The sequence below is a fragment of the Citrifermentans bemidjiense Bem genome (assembly GCF_000020725.1).
GTDB classification, from domain to species: Bacteria; Desulfobacterota; Desulfuromonadia; order Geobacterales; family Geobacteraceae; genus Geomonas; species Geomonas bemidjiensis.
Genome location: NC_011146.1, coordinates 1464782 through 1483883, shown reverse-complemented (window position 1 = coordinate 1483883; position 19102 = coordinate 1464782). Strand labels below are relative to the sequence as shown.

Annotated in this window: 17 protein-coding genes and 3 tRNA genes; all 20 read right to left on the bottom strand. The window is 61.3% G+C overall.

Translation table 11 applies throughout. The annotated features are described in order from the left end of the window. Window positions 1-11 precede the first annotated feature (11 nt). The 20 genes from GBEM_RS06455 to GBEM_RS06360 all read right to left on the bottom strand — a co-directional run bounded on the left by GBEM_RS06455 (window position 12) and on the right by GBEM_RS06360 (window position 19090). On the bottom strand, window positions 12-2618 hold the full coding sequence (locus GBEM_RS06455; protein WP_012529715.1) for a secretin N-terminal domain-containing protein: 2607 nt from the start codon (window positions 2616-2618) through the stop codon (window positions 12-14). A gap of 19 nt (window positions 2619-2637) precedes the next feature. Continuing rightward, on the bottom strand, window positions 2638-3270 hold the full coding sequence (locus GBEM_RS06450; RefSeq protein ID WP_012529714.1) for a hypothetical protein: 633 nt from the start codon (window positions 3268-3270) through the stop codon (window positions 2638-2640). Beyond that, window positions 3267-3821 carry a type 4a pilus biogenesis protein PilO gene (gene pilO, locus GBEM_RS06445; protein ID WP_012529713.1) on the bottom strand — a complete coding sequence of 185 codons (555 nt, stop codon included), beginning with the start codon at window positions 3819-3821 and terminating at the stop codon, window positions 3267-3269. The genes GBEM_RS06450 and pilO overlap by 4 nt, the downstream gene beginning before the upstream one ends. Further along, window positions 3818-4354 carry a PilN domain-containing protein gene (locus GBEM_RS06440; protein WP_012529712.1) on the bottom strand — a complete coding sequence of 179 codons (537 nt, stop codon included), beginning with the start codon at window positions 4352-4354 and terminating at the stop codon, window positions 3818-3820. Before GBEM_RS06440 ends, pilO begins: the two co-directional genes overlap by 4 nt. Further along, the gene (gene pilM / locus GBEM_RS06435; protein WP_012529711.1) at window positions 4351-5268 is read right to left on the bottom strand and encodes a type IV pilus biogenesis protein PilM; all 918 of its coding nucleotides are present in this window, start codon (window positions 5266-5268) and stop codon (window positions 4351-4353) included. Before pilM ends, GBEM_RS06440 begins: the two co-directional genes overlap by 4 nt. A 9-nt stretch (window positions 5269-5277) precedes the next feature. After that, window positions 5278-6999: a GspE/PulE family protein gene (locus GBEM_RS06430; protein WP_012529710.1), complete on the bottom strand. Its 1722-nt coding sequence runs from the start codon at window positions 6997-6999 to the stop codon at window positions 5278-5280. Window positions 7000-7006: 7 nt separating this feature from the next. Further along, on the bottom strand, window positions 7007-8212 hold the full coding sequence (locus GBEM_RS06425) for a type II secretion system F family protein (RefSeq protein ID WP_012529709.1): 1206 nt from the start codon (window positions 8210-8212) through the stop codon (window positions 7007-7009). A 72-nt stretch (window positions 8213-8284) separates the two neighbouring features. Further along, a complete protein-coding gene (locus GBEM_RS06420) occupies window positions 8285-8470 on the bottom strand; it encodes a hypothetical protein (RefSeq protein WP_012529708.1) in 186 nt (61 codons plus the stop codon). After that, window positions 8470-9210, bottom strand: coding sequence for a polyprenol monophosphomannose synthase (locus GBEM_RS06415; RefSeq protein ID WP_012529707.1), 741 nt, complete (start codon window positions 9208-9210; stop codon window positions 8470-8472). Before GBEM_RS06415 ends, GBEM_RS06420 begins: the two co-directional genes overlap by 1 nt. Window positions 9211-9467: 257 nt before the next feature. After that, window positions 9468-9544: transfer RNA gene (locus tag GBEM_RS06410), tRNA-Asp, on the bottom strand. 107 nt (window positions 9545-9651) lie between these two features. Continuing rightward, window positions 9652-9727, bottom strand: a tRNA-Val gene (locus GBEM_RS06405). 12 nt (window positions 9728-9739) lie between these two features. Continuing rightward, window positions 9740-9816: transfer RNA gene (locus tag GBEM_RS06400), tRNA-Asp, on the bottom strand. Window positions 9817-9846: 30 nt separating this feature from the next. Then, window positions 9847-10146: an HU family DNA-binding protein gene (locus GBEM_RS06395; RefSeq protein ID WP_226373936.1), complete on the bottom strand. Its 300-nt coding sequence runs from the start codon at window positions 10144-10146 to the stop codon at window positions 9847-9849. A 63-nt stretch (window positions 10147-10209) separates the two neighbouring features. After that, on the bottom strand, window positions 10210-12630 hold the full coding sequence (gene lon / locus GBEM_RS06390) for an endopeptidase La (protein WP_012529705.1): 2421 nt from the start codon (window positions 12628-12630) through the stop codon (window positions 10210-10212). A 14-nt stretch (window positions 12631-12644) separates the two neighbouring features. Next, window positions 12645-13898, bottom strand: a complete 1254-nt coding sequence (clpX, locus tag GBEM_RS06385; RefSeq protein WP_012529704.1) for an ATP-dependent Clp protease ATP-binding subunit ClpX — start codon at window positions 13896-13898, stop codon at window positions 12645-12647. Continuing rightward, window positions 13895-14494, bottom strand: a complete 600-nt coding sequence (clpP, locus tag GBEM_RS06380; RefSeq protein ID WP_012529703.1) for an ATP-dependent Clp endopeptidase proteolytic subunit ClpP — start codon at window positions 14492-14494, stop codon at window positions 13895-13897. Before clpP ends, clpX begins: the two co-directional genes overlap by 4 nt. Before the next feature lie 8 nt (window positions 14495-14502). Next, window positions 14503-15810 (bottom strand): trigger factor, encoded by a 1308-nt coding sequence (gene tig, locus GBEM_RS06375; protein WP_012529702.1) that lies wholly within the window; start codon window positions 15808-15810, stop codon window positions 14503-14505. 336 nt (window positions 15811-16146) lie between these two features. Beyond that, window positions 16147-17175: a cytochrome d ubiquinol oxidase subunit II gene (gene cydB, locus GBEM_RS06370; protein WP_012529701.1), complete on the bottom strand. Its 1029-nt coding sequence runs from the start codon at window positions 17173-17175 to the stop codon at window positions 16147-16149. A 9-nt stretch (window positions 17176-17184) separates the two neighbouring features. Next, the gene (locus GBEM_RS06365; RefSeq protein ID WP_012529700.1) at window positions 17185-18528 is read right to left on the bottom strand and encodes a cytochrome ubiquinol oxidase subunit I; all 1344 of its coding nucleotides are present in this window, start codon (window positions 18526-18528) and stop codon (window positions 17185-17187) included. A 148-nt stretch (window positions 18529-18676) separates the two neighbouring features. Continuing rightward, complete coding sequence (locus tag GBEM_RS06360; RefSeq protein ID WP_012529699.1) at window positions 18677-19090, bottom strand: RrF2 family transcriptional regulator; 414 nt, start codon at window positions 19088-19090, stop codon at window positions 18677-18679. Window positions 19091-19102: the final 12 nt, after the last annotated feature.

Sequence of the window (19102 nt, the reverse complement as noted above, 5' to 3'; positions counted from 1 at the left end):
GCCTCGAAAGGCTACTGTACCTCCACTACGGACTTGAAGGCGGTGACCGGGATATCCTCGCCAGTCTTTTTGCTGAAGTTGGTGTTGTTCACGGAGACAGCGGCCGATCCCGTCCCTATCGCCTTGAAGCTGATGTTGGCCAGGATGCCGTTGGCGGTTCCGGTCGGCTCCTCGCGCATGCCGGACATCCAGATCTCACCCTTTTTCTTGTCCGCGAATGCCTGGAAAGTGGAAGGCTTCCCGGGTTGTTTCAAGAGGTTCCCCTCGGATTGCGAAATGGCGTCCAGGAGCTTTGGATCGTAAGAGAGCACGAAGACCGCCTTGTACAAATCCCTCATCCCTGATCCATTCACCTGCACGCTGAACTGGTCGTTCAGCTTCACCTTGGCCGGAAGGCTCAGCGCGATCAGCGAATCGGTCAGAAGCGGCTGTTTCGCGGCTGCGGGTGCGGCTGGAGCGGGAGCGGGAACCGGTACCGGTACCGGAGCGGGCACAGGGACAGGGACAGGCGCGGGCACCGGGACGTCCCCTGCGGCCGGAACGGCGCCAGGGGCAGGTGCTGGAACTGCCGCGGCAGCTCCGCCTGGGGCCGGGGCCGGAGCGCCGGCAGGAGCAGGAGCAGGAGCGCCGGCAGGAGCAGGAGCCGGGGCCGGAACAGGAGCCGGCACGATCTTCTGGACCGGCACCAGGTTAGGCAGCGCCCTGGGAGCGGGCTTGGCTGCGGCAGGGGCCGCGGCACCCTCGGCGGCCTCGGGGTTGACGAAGTCAGGCTCCATGAAGGAGGAATACGGCTGATGCGACGAAGGCTCGTCCTCGCGGCCGGACCAGAAAGCGGCGACGTCGTTGTCGGGAACGGTCACGCCGCGCACGATTCTGGGGGTGATGGCAAGCAGCAGCTCGGTCTTATCCTTCTTGTCGCTGGTGTTGCTGAACAAAGGGCCGAGGATCGGGATGTCGCCCAACAAGAAGACCTTGCTCTTGCTGTCGGTCTGGGTCTTCTGGATCAGCCCCCCGATGATGCTGGTCTCGCCGTCCTTGAGTGAGAGCACGGTGTCGAGGTTCCTGGTGCCGATGGTGACCACGGTGGTGGCCTGGTCGGTGCCGATAGTCTTCTCGTTGAGGATGGAGCTGACCTCGAGCCCCAGCTTGATGGCGACCTCGTTGTTGAGCTGGATGGTCGGCTCGGCGTTCACCTTGACCCCGACGTCGACGTACTGGACGTTGACGCTGACGCCGCCGCCGGAAGGCGAAGAGGTGGTGGTGATAGGGACCCTGGTGCCGACGTTGAACTTCGCCTTCTCTCGGTTCTTCACCCTGATTTTCGGGTTGGAGAGGGTCTCGCCGTTGGAGAGGGTCTTGCCGAAGTTGAAGGTGGCGTTGGGTACGGTCAAGTAGCCGTTATAACCCCTCAGGTTGAACACGTTCAACAGGTTGGACGGCCCAGCGGAAGAGGTGGTCGTACCTGTGGTGGTCGTCGTGGTGACTGCTCCCAGCGTGTCAGCCAGGAACGGGTTGGTGCCGGTGCTTCCCGGAGCTGTCACCCCCAGGGAGGTGGCGTACCGGGAGAGGAGCAGTCCGAAGGTCTCGGCGTTCTGCTTGGAGAGCTCGAACACCTCCACCTCGAGGAGCACCTCGGCATCGGGAACGTCGTTGGCCTCCAGAATCTTGCGCGCCACCTCGATGACCTCGGGGGTGTCGCGGATGACGAGGGCGTTCGCCTCCTCGTTCACGTAGATCTTCTTCACCTGGAGCATGGTGCGCACCAGGTTGACCGCCTTCTTCGCGTCCAGCTTGTTCAGGTAGAAGGTCTGCAGGAAGAGCTCTTCGTACTGCTTGACCTTGTCCGGGGTCTTCGGATAGATGATGATGGTGCTCTCGTTCAGGATCTTCTTGTCCAGCTTCTGCATCCCGGTGATCAGTTCCATCGCCTGCTGGAATGAGCCGTTCTCCAGGTGCAGCGTGATGTTCACGTCCTTCACCGCGTCGTCGAAGACGAAGTTGATGCCGGAGAGCTGGGAAAGGATGGTGAAGATCTCCTTGAGCTTGGCATCGCGGAACTTGAGGGTGATCGGCTTGTTCGACTTCAGGTTCAGCTCGAAACCGTCCAGCTTCTGGCGCTTGTTGGCGATGATGCGATCCAGCCCTTCCTTCACCTCCTTGTTGCTCGGGTCGAATTCGAGGGCGTGCTTGAAGGCGATCATCGCCTCCCGCGGTTTGCGGTTCTTCTCGAAGTCGAGCCCCTCCTGCAGGTAGGTCTGGGCGTTTCTCAGCTTAAGCACCTGGTCGGCCTGATTCTTGGCCAGGACGTGCGTGGGGTCCATGGCGTAGGCGCTTTGAAACTCCCTGAGGGCTTCGTCGTAGTTCTTCTTGGCGAAGAACTCCTCCCCCTTCTTGAAATGCGCGCGAGCCGCAGTCTCGGTGACGTTCAGAAGCTTCACCCGGTACTCGCCGATATCGGGGTTGGCAGCGGCTACCTCGGCGTACTTCACCAGCGCGGCGTCCAGGTTTCCCTCTCGCTCCAGCTTCTCCGCCTTGCTGAAAGCGGTGCGGCCGGACGTGCAGCCCGAGAGAGCCAGTGCCACCAGCATCACGGTTAAGATCAGTCTTGGTCTATGCATGCAGTTGCTCCTTAACCTATTACTTGGTGCGGCGCGCAAGCGACCTGTTCTCGACCAGAGGTATCACCATCTGCTGGTCGGTGGTCAGGGACTTAATGGTTAGAGCCTCTTCGGTCAGGTCGGTCACCTGGAACCTCGACCCGAGTTTGGAGCCCTTCTTCGCCAGGATGATCTCGTTGTTCTTGGAGAGAAACACGGTCTTATCACCGTTCTTCTTCAGGTAGCCAAGGAAAACGAACTTGCCCATCTCCGCCTCGTCCACCTGCTCCTGCGTAGGCGGCGGGGGGGGCGGGGGCACAGGCTGCGCCACCGGCATCGGAGGCGGAGGAGGCGGCAGTTTGACCGGCGGGGGCGGAGGCGGCAGTTTGAGCGCCGGCGGCGCCTCACCCTTGAAGATGGGAGAAAAGATGTTGCGCCGAAAGCCGCTGAAAGAGGTCAGCTCCTGGTCCAGTTGCGCCAGGTGCACACTGCTGCTGTCTACCACCCGCTTCTGGGCAGGCGCCTTTTTGCTCCTCGACACCGAAGCCGCCATCCCCGGGCGGTTCTTCAGCGTGGCCACCTCCTGCTGCCGGGGAGAGCGCAAGAACGAATAGCCGACGGAGGCCGCCAGGGCCAGCAGCAAAAGGAATAGCACGAGCTTCTGGCGGTTCATGCCCCCCCCGTCTTCATATACACCGTAGTCTGGACCTTCAGCGTCACCGTCTCCTCGGTCGCACTCTGGCTACCCAGCGAGATGGAGTCGACCGTGACCAGTTCCTTGTAGCGCATCAGGTCCGCGACGAATTTTTTCACCGAGGCATAGCGCCCGGAAACGGTAAAGGAAACGCCGTAGGTATCGATCTGCTTCTGCCCTTTGATCTTGGCCGGTTTGTAGGAGACCGCTTTCAGGGAAAGGGCATTGCTCTTGGCGGCGTCGTAGAGCTGGCTCATCAGCGCGGGGAACCGTTCCTTCGGCACCAGGCGTTTTTGGAACTCCCCAAGGTCGCGCATCCCGTTGTGATAGCGCGTGGCGTCGCCCACGGACTCTCCCTTGGCAATAGCGTCCCTCTTGGAAAACCACTCCACCTGCGCCTTTTCCAGCGCCGGGCGCTGCCAATAGGAGAGGTAGAGCTGCACCGACACCGCGAGCAGCAGCAGAAGAGCCAAGAAAGCCAGCGATTTGCTCCTGGCGGCCATGATGTCGCGTACGATCTGGTAATTCATCGGTAACCGACCTTGCAGGAGATGGTGAAGCCGATGCCTTGTTGGCTCTTGCCCACCTTGACCTCGCTCTGCGACAGGAGGTACACCTCCGAGAAGTTGGGAGACTGTTCCATGTTCTCCAGCAGCGTGCGCAGGTTCGAGAAGCCGTAGGCCACCCCAGCAAGCTTCAGGGCTTGATCTTTCAAGACCGGCTCCACCTGGGTCAGCGCGACCCCGGCGGGCACCACCCCTTCAAGCTTGTCCAAAAGCGCGAGCCAGTTGAGGGTCTTTTTGTCGATGATCTCGTTGGCGAAGGCGACACTGCTCTCCAGGGACTTCAACTGCTCCGGGCTCACCGGAGCCGCGCCCGGACGCGCGCTGTTCGCCGCGGCGCTGTCCCGTTTGATCGTATTGAACTCGACCTGGTTGTTGGCGATCTCGCGCACCTGGTAAACGAGAAGCGCCGCCAGCACGAGCCCGGCGCCGAAAAGCGCCGCGTTCAGCCGGCGCATATTGAGATAGCGCCGGGTAGCCAGGTTTATGGTCAGTTTCATGGCAGGCTCCTCAAGGCAGCGCCTATCGATCCAGCCAAGGCGTGCAGTGCCGGCCGGTCCAGCCCCAGCGCCGGCGCCTGCTGCACCATGCGCTCCAGGTCGAGCAGCACCGGCTCAAGCCCAGAGGCCTCCGCCACCAGGGCGCGGAACGACTCGGCGTCGGCGGGGGGGGCCATGCAAAAGACTTCTTCCACCGTCTGACCCGGGAAACGATCGCCGTAGACCAGGAAGGAACTGTTCACCTCGCGGTAGAGGTTCTGCACGTCGCCGACCCCTTCCTTGGTGCGGTAGAAGCTCAGCACGCCGGCGTGGAAGATCAGCACCGTCATCGCCCCCTGGTAGAAGGTGACGAACGCGCCGTCGTCGGAGATGTCCAGCCGCGGCGCGAAGAGGCGATAAAAGTTGAAGGAGGTGAAGTCGATCTGTTTGGGCTCCAGCCCCGCCTGGATCAGGAGTTCCTCGTACTGGGTCACCACCGCCCGCGACACCAGCGATACCAGCAGGGAAACAGCGCCGCTCTCTTTCTCCTCGAGGGTCTGGTAGTCCAGGTGCACCGTGCCGATGTCGAAGGGGAGGCTCTTTTTGAGCTTCCAGCGGATTACGTCCAGCCCCTCCTCCCGGCTTCTGAAGCGTGCCTCCAGGTCGAGCAGCACCACGCGCCCCACCGCGTCCGGAAGCGAGACGCTGACCGAGCGCTCTCGAGTCAGTAGACGGAGATGCGCTTCCCTGAGCGCGGTGACGAACCCCTTGGGGTCGTTCACGTTCGGTTCCCGGCGCGACAGGGTCAGCATACCGGGCGCAAAGGGGAGGGAAAGCCCCGTCTCCACCTTGGGTGTTTTGCCGCCGCTCACCATGGCGAAGCTGAGCCCGCCGGCGGAGATCTCGAGTCCCAGGCCCTTCCTGTTCGTTAGCATGGCTGGCACCTACTCCACGAAAGTGACACGGTTGATCTCCTTTATCGTGGTCTCGCCCGCCAGCACCTTGGCTACCGCGCTCTCCCGGAGGAACATGGTTCCTGCAGCCTTGGCGGCCTTTTTGAGGGCGGCCACCGGTGACTTGGCGATGATCAGTTCCCTGATCTCGTCGTTCAGGTCCAAAAGCTCGACGATGGCGGAGCGGCCGCGGTAGCCGGTACCGTTGCACTCGTCGCATCCACGGGCCTCGTAGAGGGTCAGGCCGCGGGTGCTTTCCGGGTCGATCGCCGACTCGCGCAGTTCGTCGTCGGTAACCGTCACCGGCTTGCGGCAGGCGGGGCAGATCTTCCTGACCAGGCGTTGCGCCATGACGCAGTTAAGGCAGGCCACGAAGTTGTAGGGGTCGATTCCCATGTGGGTGAAGCGGCCGATGACGTCGAAGACGTTGTTGGCGTGCACCGTGGTGAACACCAGGTGGCCTGTGAGCGCCGACTGCACCGCGATCTGCGCCGTCTCCGAGTCGCGGATCTCACCCACCATGATCTTGTCCGGGTCGTGGCGCAGGACGGAGCGCAGGCCCCGGGCGAAGGTGAGCCCCTTCTTCTCGTTGACTGGGATCTGGGTGATGCCGGAGAGGACGTACTCGACCGGGTCCTCGATGGTGATGATCTTTTCCAGACCGGTATGTATCTCGGTCAAGGCTCCGTAGAGGGTGGTGGTCTTGCCCGAACCGGTCGGCCCGGTTACCAGCACCATGCCGTAGGGCTCCTTGATCATCTTCCGGAAGCGCTTGATCTCGCGGGGCGCCATCCCCAGCGTCTCCAGGGTAAGCCCCCGCAGGTCGCTGGCGATGCTCTCCTTGTCGAGGATACGGATGACCGCGTCCTCGCCGAAGGCGCTAGGCATGATGGAGACGCGGAAGTCGATGGACTTGGAGCCGATGCGGACCTTGAAGCGGCCGTCCTGCGGGATGCGGCGCTCCGAGATGTCCAGTTCGCTCATGACCTTGAGACGGGAGATGAGCGGCCCCTGGAAATGGGAGTCGATGGGGTCGGTGGCCTTGTAGAGGACGCCGTCGATGCGGTACTTGATGAGGACGCCGTCCTGCGCGGTCTCGATATGAATATCGGAGGCGCGCCTGGTGAGGGCATCCAGTATGGTGGAGTTCACCAGCTTGATGATGGGGCTCGTGTCCGCGGTGACGTTCTCGACGGAGAGAATCTCCTCCCCTTTGTCGGTCTCGGTCACCAGCTGCAGCATGAAGTCCTCGGAGACCTCCTTCAGCACCCGGCTGGTCCCCTCGCCCCGTTTCAGATGGTAGGCGATTTCCGATTCGGCGGCCACCTTGAAAAGCAGCGGGCGCTCGAGAAGGAGCGCCATCTCATCCAGCTGCAGCACTGCGGTGGGGTCTGAGATGGCCACCACCAGCAGGTCCCCCTGCAAATCCAGCGGCACGAAGTGGAAGCGGAACGTGACCTCGGGCGGGATGAAGTTGAACAGGGACTCGTCCGGGCGCACCCCCTTCAGGTCCACGTACTCGAGGCCGAACTGCTCGGCGAGCGCCATGGCCAGCACGATGTCGCTGATCAGCCCGTCGGCCAGGCAGATGATCCCCAGTCGTTCCTTGGTGCTATGCTGCTTGTCCAGCGCGTAGGCGAGCTGGTCCTGAGTCAGGTCCCCCCGCTCCAGCAGGATGTCGCCCAGTCTTTTCTTTCGGAAAGGTTTCAGCATGATCCCTCTAGCCGACAGTGCTGGCGATCTTGAAGATCGGCAGGTACATGGTGACGATGATGACCCCGATGACCACACCCATGGCCACCATGATCGCCGGTTCGATCGAGGTGGTCAGTACATGGAGATCCCTTTCGATCTCCTCTTCGAAGTAATCGGAGATGTCCGATAGCATCTCCTCCAATGAGCCGGTGGTCTCGCCGACGGTGAGCATGCGCAGCGCCAGTGGGGGCATCAGCTTCATACCTTCCAGCGCGGTGGAGAGCTTGCTCCCCTCCTCTACGCGATGCACTGCAAGGAGCAGGCCGCGCTCCAGGACCTTGTTGTTGAGCGTCCCCACCGACATCCGCATCGCCTCGACGATGGGGATACCGGAGCCCAGCACGGTGGCCAGGGTACGGGTAAAGCCGGCAAGGGCGTAACGGCTGGTGACGGCACCCAGAAGCGGGGTCTTGATCTTGAAGCCGTCCACCGTATAGCGTCCGGATTCGGTCTGGCTCCAGCGCTTGAAGAGGGTGATCGCCACGCCCCCCAGCAGCAGAAGTAGCGGCAGGTAGTGCCGCAAGAGCCCGGTGAAATTGATCAGCATCTGGGTCGGGAGCGGCAAAGCGGCGCCGGAATCCGCGTAGATGGTACTGAAGGTCGGCACCACGTAGATGAGCAACAAAGAGACCGCCACCGCCGCGACCGTGACCAGGATGGCAGGGTAGATAAGCGCGCCGATGACCTTGCCGCGGAACCCCTCGGTTCTCTTGAGAAAGGCGATGTAACGGCGGATGGTCTGCGGCAGGTCCCCGGTCCTCTCCCCGGCCCGGACCGACGCGATGTAGAGATGGGGAAACACCCTCGGAAACTTCTCGAAGGCGGCGGAGAGCGCCATTCCACCTTTCACGTCCTCGCGTATCGCCGACAGTATCTCGTTGAGCTTGCCCCCTCCCGACTCCAGGATGGTGTCGAGCGCCTGCAGGATGGGGAGTCCGGCCTTGAGCAGTACCAGGAGTTCCTGGTTGAACAACAGCAGCTCCTTGTTGCCGATCTTCTTGCGCCCGATCCCCGATTCCAGCAGGAACTGGAACGGCTTCTTGCGCACCTCGAAGACGACGTACCCTTGCTCTTCCAGGCTCTGCCGGAGCAAGCCGGCGTTGACCGCGTCGAGGTCCTTGACCAGGATCTTGCCGTCGGAGGCGCCTATTTTACAGGTAAAGACGGGCATAAGGCACTATGAGTACCACAAATAGGGCTGAATTAAAACTTAAAAGAAAACCAATTCTGTCTACTGCGGCGGTCAGGCCTGAGTCATGCCGACGATCCACGCGACGAAACAGACGAGCACGCCCGCTCCCCATTTGAGGGCGGCGGAGCGGTCGAAGCTGTCCCGGGCCGGAAAGGCCTTGAGGATCAGCAAAATAGTGCAGGCGACGAAGCCCCAGAGCCCGGCGAGGCAGATTATGGACCAAAGCGTATCGGACATCACACCCTCTCCTTGGGCAAAAGGCCCCGTAACAGCGAGCCGAACTTCAGCTTCCATACCATCACCACCGCCTCGCGCACGATCCTCTTGGACATCTTCGAGGTGCCGGCGTGCCGGTCAATGAAGATGATGGGGACCTCGCTGATACGCAGCCCCTTTTCCTTGCAGCGGTAGTTCATCTCGATCTGGAAGGAATAGCCGTCCGAGCGGATCTTGGTGAGATCGACGGCCTTAAGCGTCTCGGCACGGAAGCATTTGAAGCCGCTGGTGCAGTCTGAAATAGTAAGGCCGGTGATGACGCGCGTGTAGACGCTGGCGAAGTAGCTCAGCATGAGGCGGCGCAGCGGCCAGTTCACCACGCTTACCCCGTTCAGGTACCTGGAGCCGATGACCAGGTCGGACTGCTTCATCTCAGCGAAGAAATAGGGTATCACCGCGGGATCATGGGAGAAATCGGCATCCATCTGTACCACCACATCCGCCCCGAGCGCCAGCGCACGGGCGAACCCTTCACGGTAGGCGGATCCAAGCCCCATTTTTCCTTTCCGGTGCAGCACCATCACCCGGCCGGTCTCCGCCGCCAGCGCCTCGGCCACGTCCCCGGTGCCGTCCGGGGAATTATCGTCCACGACCAGCAGTTCAAGGGCGGGGTCGAGGGAAAGTATCTGCCTGGCCAACATCTCCAGATTGTCCCTTTCGTTGTAGGTGGGTATCACCACGATCGGTTTGATGGGTTTCAAGAGGGACTCGCTTTCTATTCCTAAAGTAGACGAAAAAAGACTGGAAAGATCCCGCCACCGCGCGCTGCGCCTGGAAAGGACCTCGCAGAGGATAAACGATTTGCCTTTACTAAGTCAAGACAAAGGGGGGCAACGCAACGGACTGGCAAGACAGATGTTTCTAAGGGAAGCGCGCGGCACAAAAGGCAGGTGCGACTGGCACAACTGCCGATCGCAATAAAAAAGGGAAGATCGCGTTAGGCGAACTTCCCTTTTAATGGCGGGGTTGACGGGGCTCGAACCCGCGACTTCCAGCGTGACAGGCTGGCACTCTAACCGACTGAGCTACAACCCCAAGACTTGAAGACGGTTCAACGTTCGAAGTTCAACGTTAACCGCCTTGTTCTTGGGTCCATGGTCCCAACGTTGAACCTTGAACGTTGAACCTTGAACGGATTCTTGTGGTGGGTGAAGAGGGGATCGAACCCCCGACATCCAGCTTGTAAGGCTGGCGCTCTCCCAGCTGAGCTATTCACCCATTGAATATGTATGGCGGGGTTGACGGGGCTCGAACCCGCGACTTCCAGCGTGACAGGCTGGCACTCTAACCAACTGAGCTACAACCCCGCATGTACAGCATTTCCGGCAAAAACAGGGTTAGCTGTTTACCAGGTCCTTCAAGGTGTTGCCCGGCTTGAACTTCGGCGCAGACGAAGCGGCAATCTCGATCTTCTTGCCGGTCTGCGGATTCTGGCCGGTCCTGGCGGCGCGCTCGGCGACGCTGAAGGTACCGAAACCTACCAAGGTCACCTTGTCGCCGGTGGCGAGGCAGTTGGTCAGTGCGTCCAAAATTCCCATGAGGGACTTCTCAGCATCAACCTTGGTTAACTGGGCTTCTTCTGCTATGGCGCTTACCAGCTCTGCCTTATTCATTGATCCTCCCGGTTTGCATCGCAAAGTGAAGACATCTTATACCAGAGCGCCGTCTCGACTGTCAACCTTTTTTCTGCGGCTTTTTTTCTAATGTGGCACAACCGAATTTTCGGTCGCGGCGACGGCAGCATCACCGTAGATCGCCGCCGGAGCAAGCCCCACCGGCGCGAGGAGCGCGTACCCCAGCACCTCGTCCATGTGGGCCACCGGGTGCACCGTGATGCCGGCGCGGATCTCCTTGGGGATCTCGGCCAGGTCCTTCTCGTTCTCCTTGGGGATCAGCACGGTGCGGATACCCCCCCGCCCTGCCGCCAGGAGTTTCTCCTTGAGGCCGCCGATGGGGAGCACCGTGCCGCGCAGGGTCACCTCGCCGGTCATGGCGATATCGCGTCTCACCGGCCTCCTGGTAAGCGCCGAGGTGAGCGCGCAGGCCATGGCTATCCCGGCCGAGGGACCGTCCTTCGGTATGGCCCCCTCCGGGACGTGGATGTGGATGTCCAGATGCTGGTAGAAGTCCTTGGCAAACCCCAGAAGCTCGCCGCGGGAACGGACGTAGGTCATGGCGGCCTGCGCCGATTCCTGCATCACCTCGCCCAGCTTGCCGGTCACGGTCAGCTTCCCCTTGCCCGGCAGCGACACCACCTCGATGTTCAGGAGTTCTCCCCCGACCTCGGTCCAGGCGAGACCGGTCACGAGCCCCACCGCGTCTTCGAGCCCCGCCTCTCCGTACTTGAACCGCGGCGCACCCAGGAAGCCGGCTATCTGGCGCGGCTGCACGGTGCGACGCAGCTTTCCGCCGCCGGCGACGGCGAAGGCGATCTTGCGGCATACGGCGCCGATCTCCCGCTCCAGGTTCCTGACGCCTGCCTCGCGGGTGTAGCGGCGGACCAACTCAAGGACGGCGGCATCGGTGAAGCTGATCCCCTTCCCAGCGAGCCCGTTTCCCGCCGCTTGTTTGGGGACCAGGTACTCGCGCGCGATGGCAAGCTTTTCGTGCTCGGTGTAGCCGTCCAGCCGCACCACCTCCATGCGGTCCAGAAGCGGCCTCGGTATGGTGTGGCTCGAGTTGGCGGTGGTGATGAACATCACCTGCGAGAGGTCGTAGTCGAGGTCGAGGAAATGGTCGTTGAAGCAGTTGTTCTGCTCCGGGTCGAGCACCTCCAGAAGTGCCGAGGCGGGATCGCCGCGGAAGTCGGAGCTCATCTTGTCGATCTCGTCCAAAAGAAAGACCGGGTTCGAGGAGCCGCACTTCTTGAGCGACTGGATGATCCGGCCGGGCATGGCCCCGACGTAGGTGCGCCGGTGCCCCCTGATCTCCGCCTCGTCGCGCACCCCGCCCAGCGAGATCTTCACGAAGTCGCGGCCGGTGGCCTTCGCGACCGAGCGGGCGAGCGAGGTCTTGCCGACCCCGGGAGGGCCCACCAGGCAGAGGATGGGGCCCTTCATCCCCGGGGCGAGCGCGCTCACCGCCAGGAATTCGAGGATCCTGAGCTTCACCTTCTCCAGGCCGTAGTGGTCGGCGTCCAGCCGCTCCCGGGCTACCTTCAACTCCCGGTTTTCCTCGGCGTAGGCGCCCCAGGGAAGCGCCAGGAGCCACTCCACGTAGTTGCGCACCACCGAGGCCTCGGCGGACATGGGGGACATGAACTTAAGCTTCTTGATCTCGCTTTGCACCTTCTGCTTGGCCTCGGGCGACAGCGGCAGCTTGGCCGCCTTCGCCTCCAGGGCGCGCAGCTCCTGCTTGAACTCGTCTTTCCCCCCCAGCTCCTTCTGGATCGCCCTGATCTGCTCGTTCAGGTAGTAATCCTTCTGGGTCTTCTCCATCTGCTTCTTGACCCGGGCATGGATCTTCTTCTCGATCTGCAGGATCTCGATCTCCGCCCCCATGAGCGACAAGAGTCGCTCCATGCGGCGCGCGGGCTGCACCGCGGCCAGAAGCTCCTGCTTCTGTGCCACCTTAAGGTTCAGGTGCGGGGCAATGGAATCGGCCAGGCGCGAGGGGTCCGCGATCGCCTGCACCGACTGCAGGATCTCGGACGGCACCGAGCTGTTCAGCTCGACGTAGCTTTCGAAGGAGGCAAGCACCCCGCGCTTCAGCGCCTCGTTCTCGCTGTCGTTGCCGCTTTGCTCCTCGAGCACCTCGACCTCGACCTCGAAGTATTCGCTGTTGTCGGAGAAGGAGGCGATGGAGCCGCGCCGCTTCCCTTCCACCAGCACCTTCACGGTCCCGTCGGGGAGCTTCAGGAGCTGGATCACCTGGCAAAGGGTCCCGACCGTGTAGATGTCTCCAGGCTCGGGGTCCTCGGTCTTGGCGTTTTTCTGCGTGGCCAAAAGGATCAGCTTGTCGTTTTGCGCCATGGCCGCCTCTAGGGCGAGCACCGACTTCTCCCTCCCTACGAAGAGGGGAATCACCATGTGCGGGAAGATAACTATGTCCCTTAATGGAAAGAGAGGGAATCTTTCCGGATTCCCCCTCCTTTTACCTCTGGTTCTGGCTTTCTCAGTCATGTTTTCCTGTATGCTCAGGCGCTTTCCGCCACGTTCTCGTAGACGATGATCGGCTTTTCCTTGCTGTAGATCACCTCTTCGTTGATGACCACTTCCTTCACCATGCTCTGGGAAGGGATCTCGTACATGATGTCCAGCATGGCGTTTTCGAGGATGGAGCGCAGGCCGCGGGCGCCGGTCTTTCTCTTCAGGGCCTCGCGGGCTATGGCGACCAGGGAGCCGTCGGTGAACTTCAGCTTCACGTGCTCCATATCGAAGAGCTTCTGGTACTGCTTGATCAGCGCGTTCTTCGGCTCCTTGAGGATCTGGACCATCGCCTCCTCGTCGAGCTCGGAAAGCGAGGCGAGCATGGGAAGGCGCCCCACGAACTCGGGGATGAAGCCGAACTTGAGGAGATCCTCAGGGGTCACCCCGGCCAGCAGTTCGCCCGCCTTCTTCTCCACCTTCTTCTTGACGTCCGCGCCGAAGCCGAGCGTCTTGACCCCGATCCTCTGCTGGATGATGCTGTCCAACCCGGGGAAGGCCCCGCCGCAGATGAACAGGATGTTGGTGGTGTCCACCTTGAGGAATTCCTGCTGCGGGTGCTTGCGGCCACCCTTGGGGGGTACGCTCGCCACGGTACCTTCGATGATCTTCAAAAGGGCCTGCTGCACCCCCTCGCCCGACACGTCGCGGGTGATGGAGGGGGAGTCGGACTTCCTGGCGATCTTGTCGATCTCGTCGATGTAGATGATCCCCTTCTGCGCCTTCTCCACGTCGTAGTCGGACGCCTGCAAAAGGGTCAGGATGATGTTCTCCACGTCCTCGCCGACGTAACCCGCCTCGGTCAAGTTGGTGGCGTCCGCCATGGCGAAAGGCACCTTGAGGATGCGGGCCAGGGTCTGCGCCAGGAGCGTTTTGCCGCTGCCGGTGGGGCCAAGAAGCAGGATGTTGCTCTTCTGCATCTCGACGTCGCCCGGCTTGACCGCGGCCTCGACCCTCTTGTAATGGTTGTACACGGCGACAGCCAGTACCTTCTTCGCCCTGGACTGGCCGATCACGTATTCATCGAGGACTTCCTTGATCTCCTGCGGCTTGGGAAGTTTCCTCACATCGGTAGCGGTGGCATCCTCCAGTTTGGACTCCTCCGCGATGATGTCGTTGCAAAGCTCGATGCACTCGTCGCAGATGTAGACCGTAGGCCCCGCAATCAACTTCTTTACCTCTTCCTGGCTCTTCCCGCAAAAGGAACAGATCAGCGTGTCGGAACGGTCATCTCTTCTGCTCAATTGGCACCTCCGGTGACGACGTTTCTAGTCACAATGGCATCTATGATGCCGTAATTCTTGGCCTCTTCGCCCGACATGAAGTAGTCGCGCTCGGTATCGGCCGCTACCTTTTCCACGCTCTGGCCGGTGTGCTCGGCCAGAAGCGCGTTCAGTTGATCCTTCATGCGCAGGATCTCTTTGGCGTGGATATGGATGTCCGTCGCCTGCCCCTGGAAACCGCCCAGGGGCTGGTGGATCATGATGCGCGAGTTGACCAGCGAGTACCGTTTCCCCTTCTCGCCGCCGGACAGAAGGAACGCGCCCATGGAGGCGGCCTGCCCGACGCAGATGGTGGAGACCGGCGCCTTGATGTAGCGCATGGTGTCGTAGATGGCCATGCCGGCGGTAACCACGCCGCCGGGGGAGTTGATGTAGAGGTGGATATCCTTGTCCGGGTCCTCGGCCTCGAGGAAGAGGAGCTGCGCTATCACCAGGTTCGCGACGTTATCGTCGATGCCGCCGCCCAGGAAGATGATCCTGTCCTTCAGCAGGCGCGAGTAGATGTCGTACGACCTCTCGCCCCGGCCGGTCTGCTCCACTACTATCGGTACAAGCATGGACACTCCTATTTAATTTCCGCCTTGGGGACTTCGGTCACCTTGGCGCGGTCAAGGATGAACTGCACCGCCTTGTCTTCCCTCATCTGGGCCATCAGGTTGTCCTTGGCCCGCTCGTTGGTCTTGTACAGCTGCGTCACCTTCTCCAGGTCCTGCCTGGTCTGCTCGGCGATCACGGAGAGCTGCGCCTCGAACTCCTCTTCGGTCGGCTCGATCTTTTCCTTCTCGGCGACCGCGTCCAGAAGCAGCGAACCTTTTACCTGCTCACGGGCGTTATCGCGGAACTGCGCCTTGTAGCTGTCGTCGGTCATCCCCATCATCTCCAGGGAAAGCCTCTGGGAGGCGAGCCTCTGCTTGGTGCTCTCCAGCATCATCTGCGCCTGGCGGTCCACCAGCGCCTCGGGAACCTCGAGCTCGTTCTTCTCGATCAGGGCCTTGATGAGGCGGTCGCGCAGTTCGGCGTTGATGCGGCTGACTTCCTGGGCCTCGTTCATCTCGGCGAGCTTGGCCTTCAGCAGGTCCAGGGTCTCGAACTCCTCGCCGAACTCCTTGGCGAAGTCGTCGTTCAGTTCCGGAAGCTCCTTCACCTTGATCTCCTTGATGGAGACCTCGAAGTCCGCAGGCTTGCCGGCCAAGTCGGCGTTGCCGTACCCTTCCGGGAAGTTGACCTTAATGGTGCTGTTGGTGCCGACGGTCATGCCGACCATCTGCTCCTCGAAGCCGGGGATGAAACGCCCGGAGCCGAGTTCGAGCTGGAAGTCCTCGGCGGAGCCCCCCTCGAAGTAAACGCCGTCCATGGCGCCTTTGAAGTCGAAGGTAACAAAGTCGCCCATGGCCGCTGCATGCCCTTCGGGTGCCGGACCAAGCTGGGACATGCGCTCCTGCATCTCCTTCAGGCGCGCGGCTACGACGGAATCGTCGATCTCAAGCTTCTCTTTGACCACTGCGAGGCCGGTGTAATCCTTCACCTCGACTTCAGGGAAGACCTCGACGGTGGCGGAATATTTGAAGGACTCACCCTTTTTCAGCGGGTTGCTCTCGATAGCCGGGTACCCTACCGGGTTCAGCCCCTGCTCGCTCACCGCGCTGAAGTAGCTTTCCTGGACCAGGTTTTTCACCACGTCCTCGGCCATCTTCTCGCCGTAGTGCTTCTCGATCAGGCTCATCGGGACCTTGCCCTTCCGGAACCCCTTTATGGCGGCATGCTTTCTTATTTCGGCGTAAGCTTTGTCAACTTCAGCAGAAACTTTGTCTGCCGGGATTTCGAAGTTCAACTTCTTCTTGATGCTGTTGACCGATTCAACACTGATCTGCATGAAAATTCCTCTCTTTTGTTCACATTATAGGGCAGGCTCTCTGCCGTAATGCCTGATGGCATGGGGTCTGGGCGGGAATTCTGGTGACGGGTCGTCGGGGCATCCGCAGGGGAAGCTGCCTCCCGTAAGAGGCTAGGGAGCGGCGCTCGTCGGCCGGCGCACGCAACAAGAGCGTAAGGTACCAAAGGGGGAGGGAATTTGTCAACACAGAATTAGATTTGTTCTATCAACGATTTAACCTGCCGCAAAGGGGGGAGAGCTCCCGCAACTAGAAGGCGCGAAAGGCTCCGCCGCGCCCCCGGACAGAGCCGGAGGCGCGGCTGGCGCTTTTAAAAACTAGTAGGCCTCGTGATCCCCGGCCAGGGTCTCGGCGCTGACCCGACCCCGGAAGAGCCGGTATACCCAGATCTTGTAGGCGATCACGATCGGCACGAAGATGAAGGCGACGAAGGTCATGATGCGCAGCGTGTAATCGGAGGAGGAGCTGTTGTATATGGTGAGGCTGTACAGCGCGTCGAGGTTCGAGGGTATCAGGTTCGGAAAGAGCCCGATGACGCCGGTGAAAACCACGCCTAGGATGGTGGCGCAGGATGCCGTGAAAGCCGCCAGGGTTTTCCCCTTGGCAAGGAACAGGCGCACGGCTAAGAGCGCTGCCACGGCCAGGAGCGGCACCACGGCGAAGACGGGGGCGGCGAGGTAGTTGTCGTAAAGCCTCGTTGCGAAATAGCTGTAGCCCAAAAAGCCAACGGCCACCACCAGCAGCGGAATCCAGGTTGCCTTCGCCGTCTCTTCGGCGCGACGGCTCAGGGCACCGGTGCTCTTCAGGGCCGCGTAGAGCGCGCCGTGCTCCAGAAAGAGCAGTACGAAGAGAAGACCGCTCACCACGCCGTATGGGTTCAACAAGTAGATGAGAGAGCCGTGGTAGCCCGCCTCGTCCATGGGGAGACCGGCGAAGATGTTGCCGAAGGCCACCCCGAACAAAAGCGCCGGGATAAAGCTTGAGATCACGATGGCCCAGTCCCAGCACCCCTTCCAGAGCGCGCCGTCTTCCTTGCCGCGGAACTCGAAGGAGACCCCGCGCACGATGAGCGCGAAAAGAAGCAGCAATAACGGGGTGTACAGGTAGCTGAACATAAGCGCATAGGTGGTCGGGAAGGCGGCAAAGGTGGCGCCCCCGGCGGTCACCAGCCAGACCTCGTTACCGTCCCATACGGGGCCGTAGCTGTTGATGAGGACGCGCCGGTCGGTATCGTCTCTGCCCAGCACGCGGTGCAGCATGCCGCCTCCCAGCACGAAACCGTCCAGCATGAAATAGCCCCCCCACAGAACACCCCAAAGCACAAACCAAACGATATGCAGATCCATTTGCTCCCCCTATTTTCCGAATGCGCCGGTGGCGCCAATGGTCGTTTCTTCCGGCCCCTTGCGGGCGAACTTCGCCAGAAGGTAGATATCGACAAAGCCTAAAAGCCCGTAAAGGAGCGTGAAGCCGAGCAGCGAACCGATCACCTGAGACAGGTCGATGCTCTTCGACACCGCGTCCGAGGTCCTCATGAGACCATAGACGATCCAGGGCTGCCTCCCCACCTCGGACACCACCCACCCCAGTTGGTTGGCGATGTAAGGGAGCGGGATGCAGAGGACCATCGCGCGCAGGAACCAGGGGTATTTCTCCAAAAGGTTCTTGCGGTGGAAAAAGATGGAGACGGCGGCGAGGACGATGAAGAGCGTCCCAAGCCCCACCATGGCGCGGAAGCTCAGAAAGACCGGGAGCACCGGCGGGCGGTCCGCCTTCGGGAAGGAATTCAACCCCCGCACCTCGGCGTTCAGGTCATGATAGGCCAGAAGGCTCAGCATACCCGGAACCGGGAAGGCGGAGACGAGGTTGCACTGGTTCTTCTCGTCGGGAAACGCGATCAGGTGCATGGGGGCGTTGCGGCAGCTGTCCCAGATGGACTCCATGGCCGCGAACTTGGCGGGCTGGGTCTTGGCGACGTCGACCGCGTGGAAATCCCCGATGACGGCTACCATCAGCGTGGAGGCAAGGGCGAAGACGGCAGCCATGCCGAAAGATGCCTTGAAGAAATCGCGGTTGCGCCCCCTGAGCAGGTGCCAGGCCGACACCCCCATCACGAAGAAGGCGCCCACCGTGTAGCCGGAAACGATCTGGTGCCCGAATTTCAAAAGGCCGAAGGGGTTGGTGATGAGCGCCATGAAGTCGACCATCTCGGCGCGGCCGTTTCTAAGGACGTACCCCACCGGGTGCTGCATCCAGCCGTTGGCGAGCAGGATCCAAAGCCCCGAGAGGTTGGTCGCCAGCGCGACGATCCAGATCGAAGCCGCATGCATCTTCTTTCCCACTTTGTTCCAGCCGAAGGCCCAGACGCCTATGAACACGGACTCCAGAAAGAAGGCGACCGTCGCCTCGATGGCGAGCGGGGCGCCGAAGATGTCCCCCACGTAGCGGGAGTACTCGGCCCAGTTCATGCCGAACTGGAACTCCAGGGTGATGCCGGTCACCACCCCCAGCGCGAAGTTGATCAGGAAGAGCTTCCCCCAGAACTTCGTCATCCTCTTGTACATCTCGTTGCCGGTGACCACGTAGCGGGTTTCCATGGCGGCGACGAGGACCGACAGCCCCAGGGTCAACGGGACAAAAATGAAGTGGAACATGCTGGTGACGGCAAACTGCAGCCTGCTCAAGGTCAATACATCCATCTGTGCGCTCCTTTGAATATTAAATGCACGTTTTGGGGCCGGGGGCCCGTACTTCTATCATTAAAACCGGTTCAAGCCAATAGTGTATACGGGATAAACAGGACCTTCTTTATCTCATTTGTCGGCAAATTTTTTTCAGGCCGCGCGCCTACTGCTGCTCCGGGCTGCGCGCCAGAGAGTCGATGGTCACCCCGTCCAGGATGCGCACCACCTCGGTCTGCACCTGCTTCCAGACCCCGTGAACGCGGCAGGGGCCACCCCTGTCACAGGCGCTTCCCAGAAGGCAACGGTTGGGAAGGATCGGTCCCTCCACCGCCTCTACCACTTCCCGCAGCGTGATCTGCGAGGCGGGGCGGGCGAGAACGAAGCCACCGCCGGTGCCGCGAGAGGAAGTAACCAGCCCCAGCTTCGCAAAGCTCTGGAAGATCTTGGCCAGGAAGGTCTGCGGGACCTCGGCCGCTGCGGCGATCTCGCTGATCAGCGAAACACGGCCAGGCGGCTGCTGTGCCAGGTAGATGATGCCACGTATGGCGTATTCACCCTTTCGGGTCAGTTCCATCATAAGAACACCTTT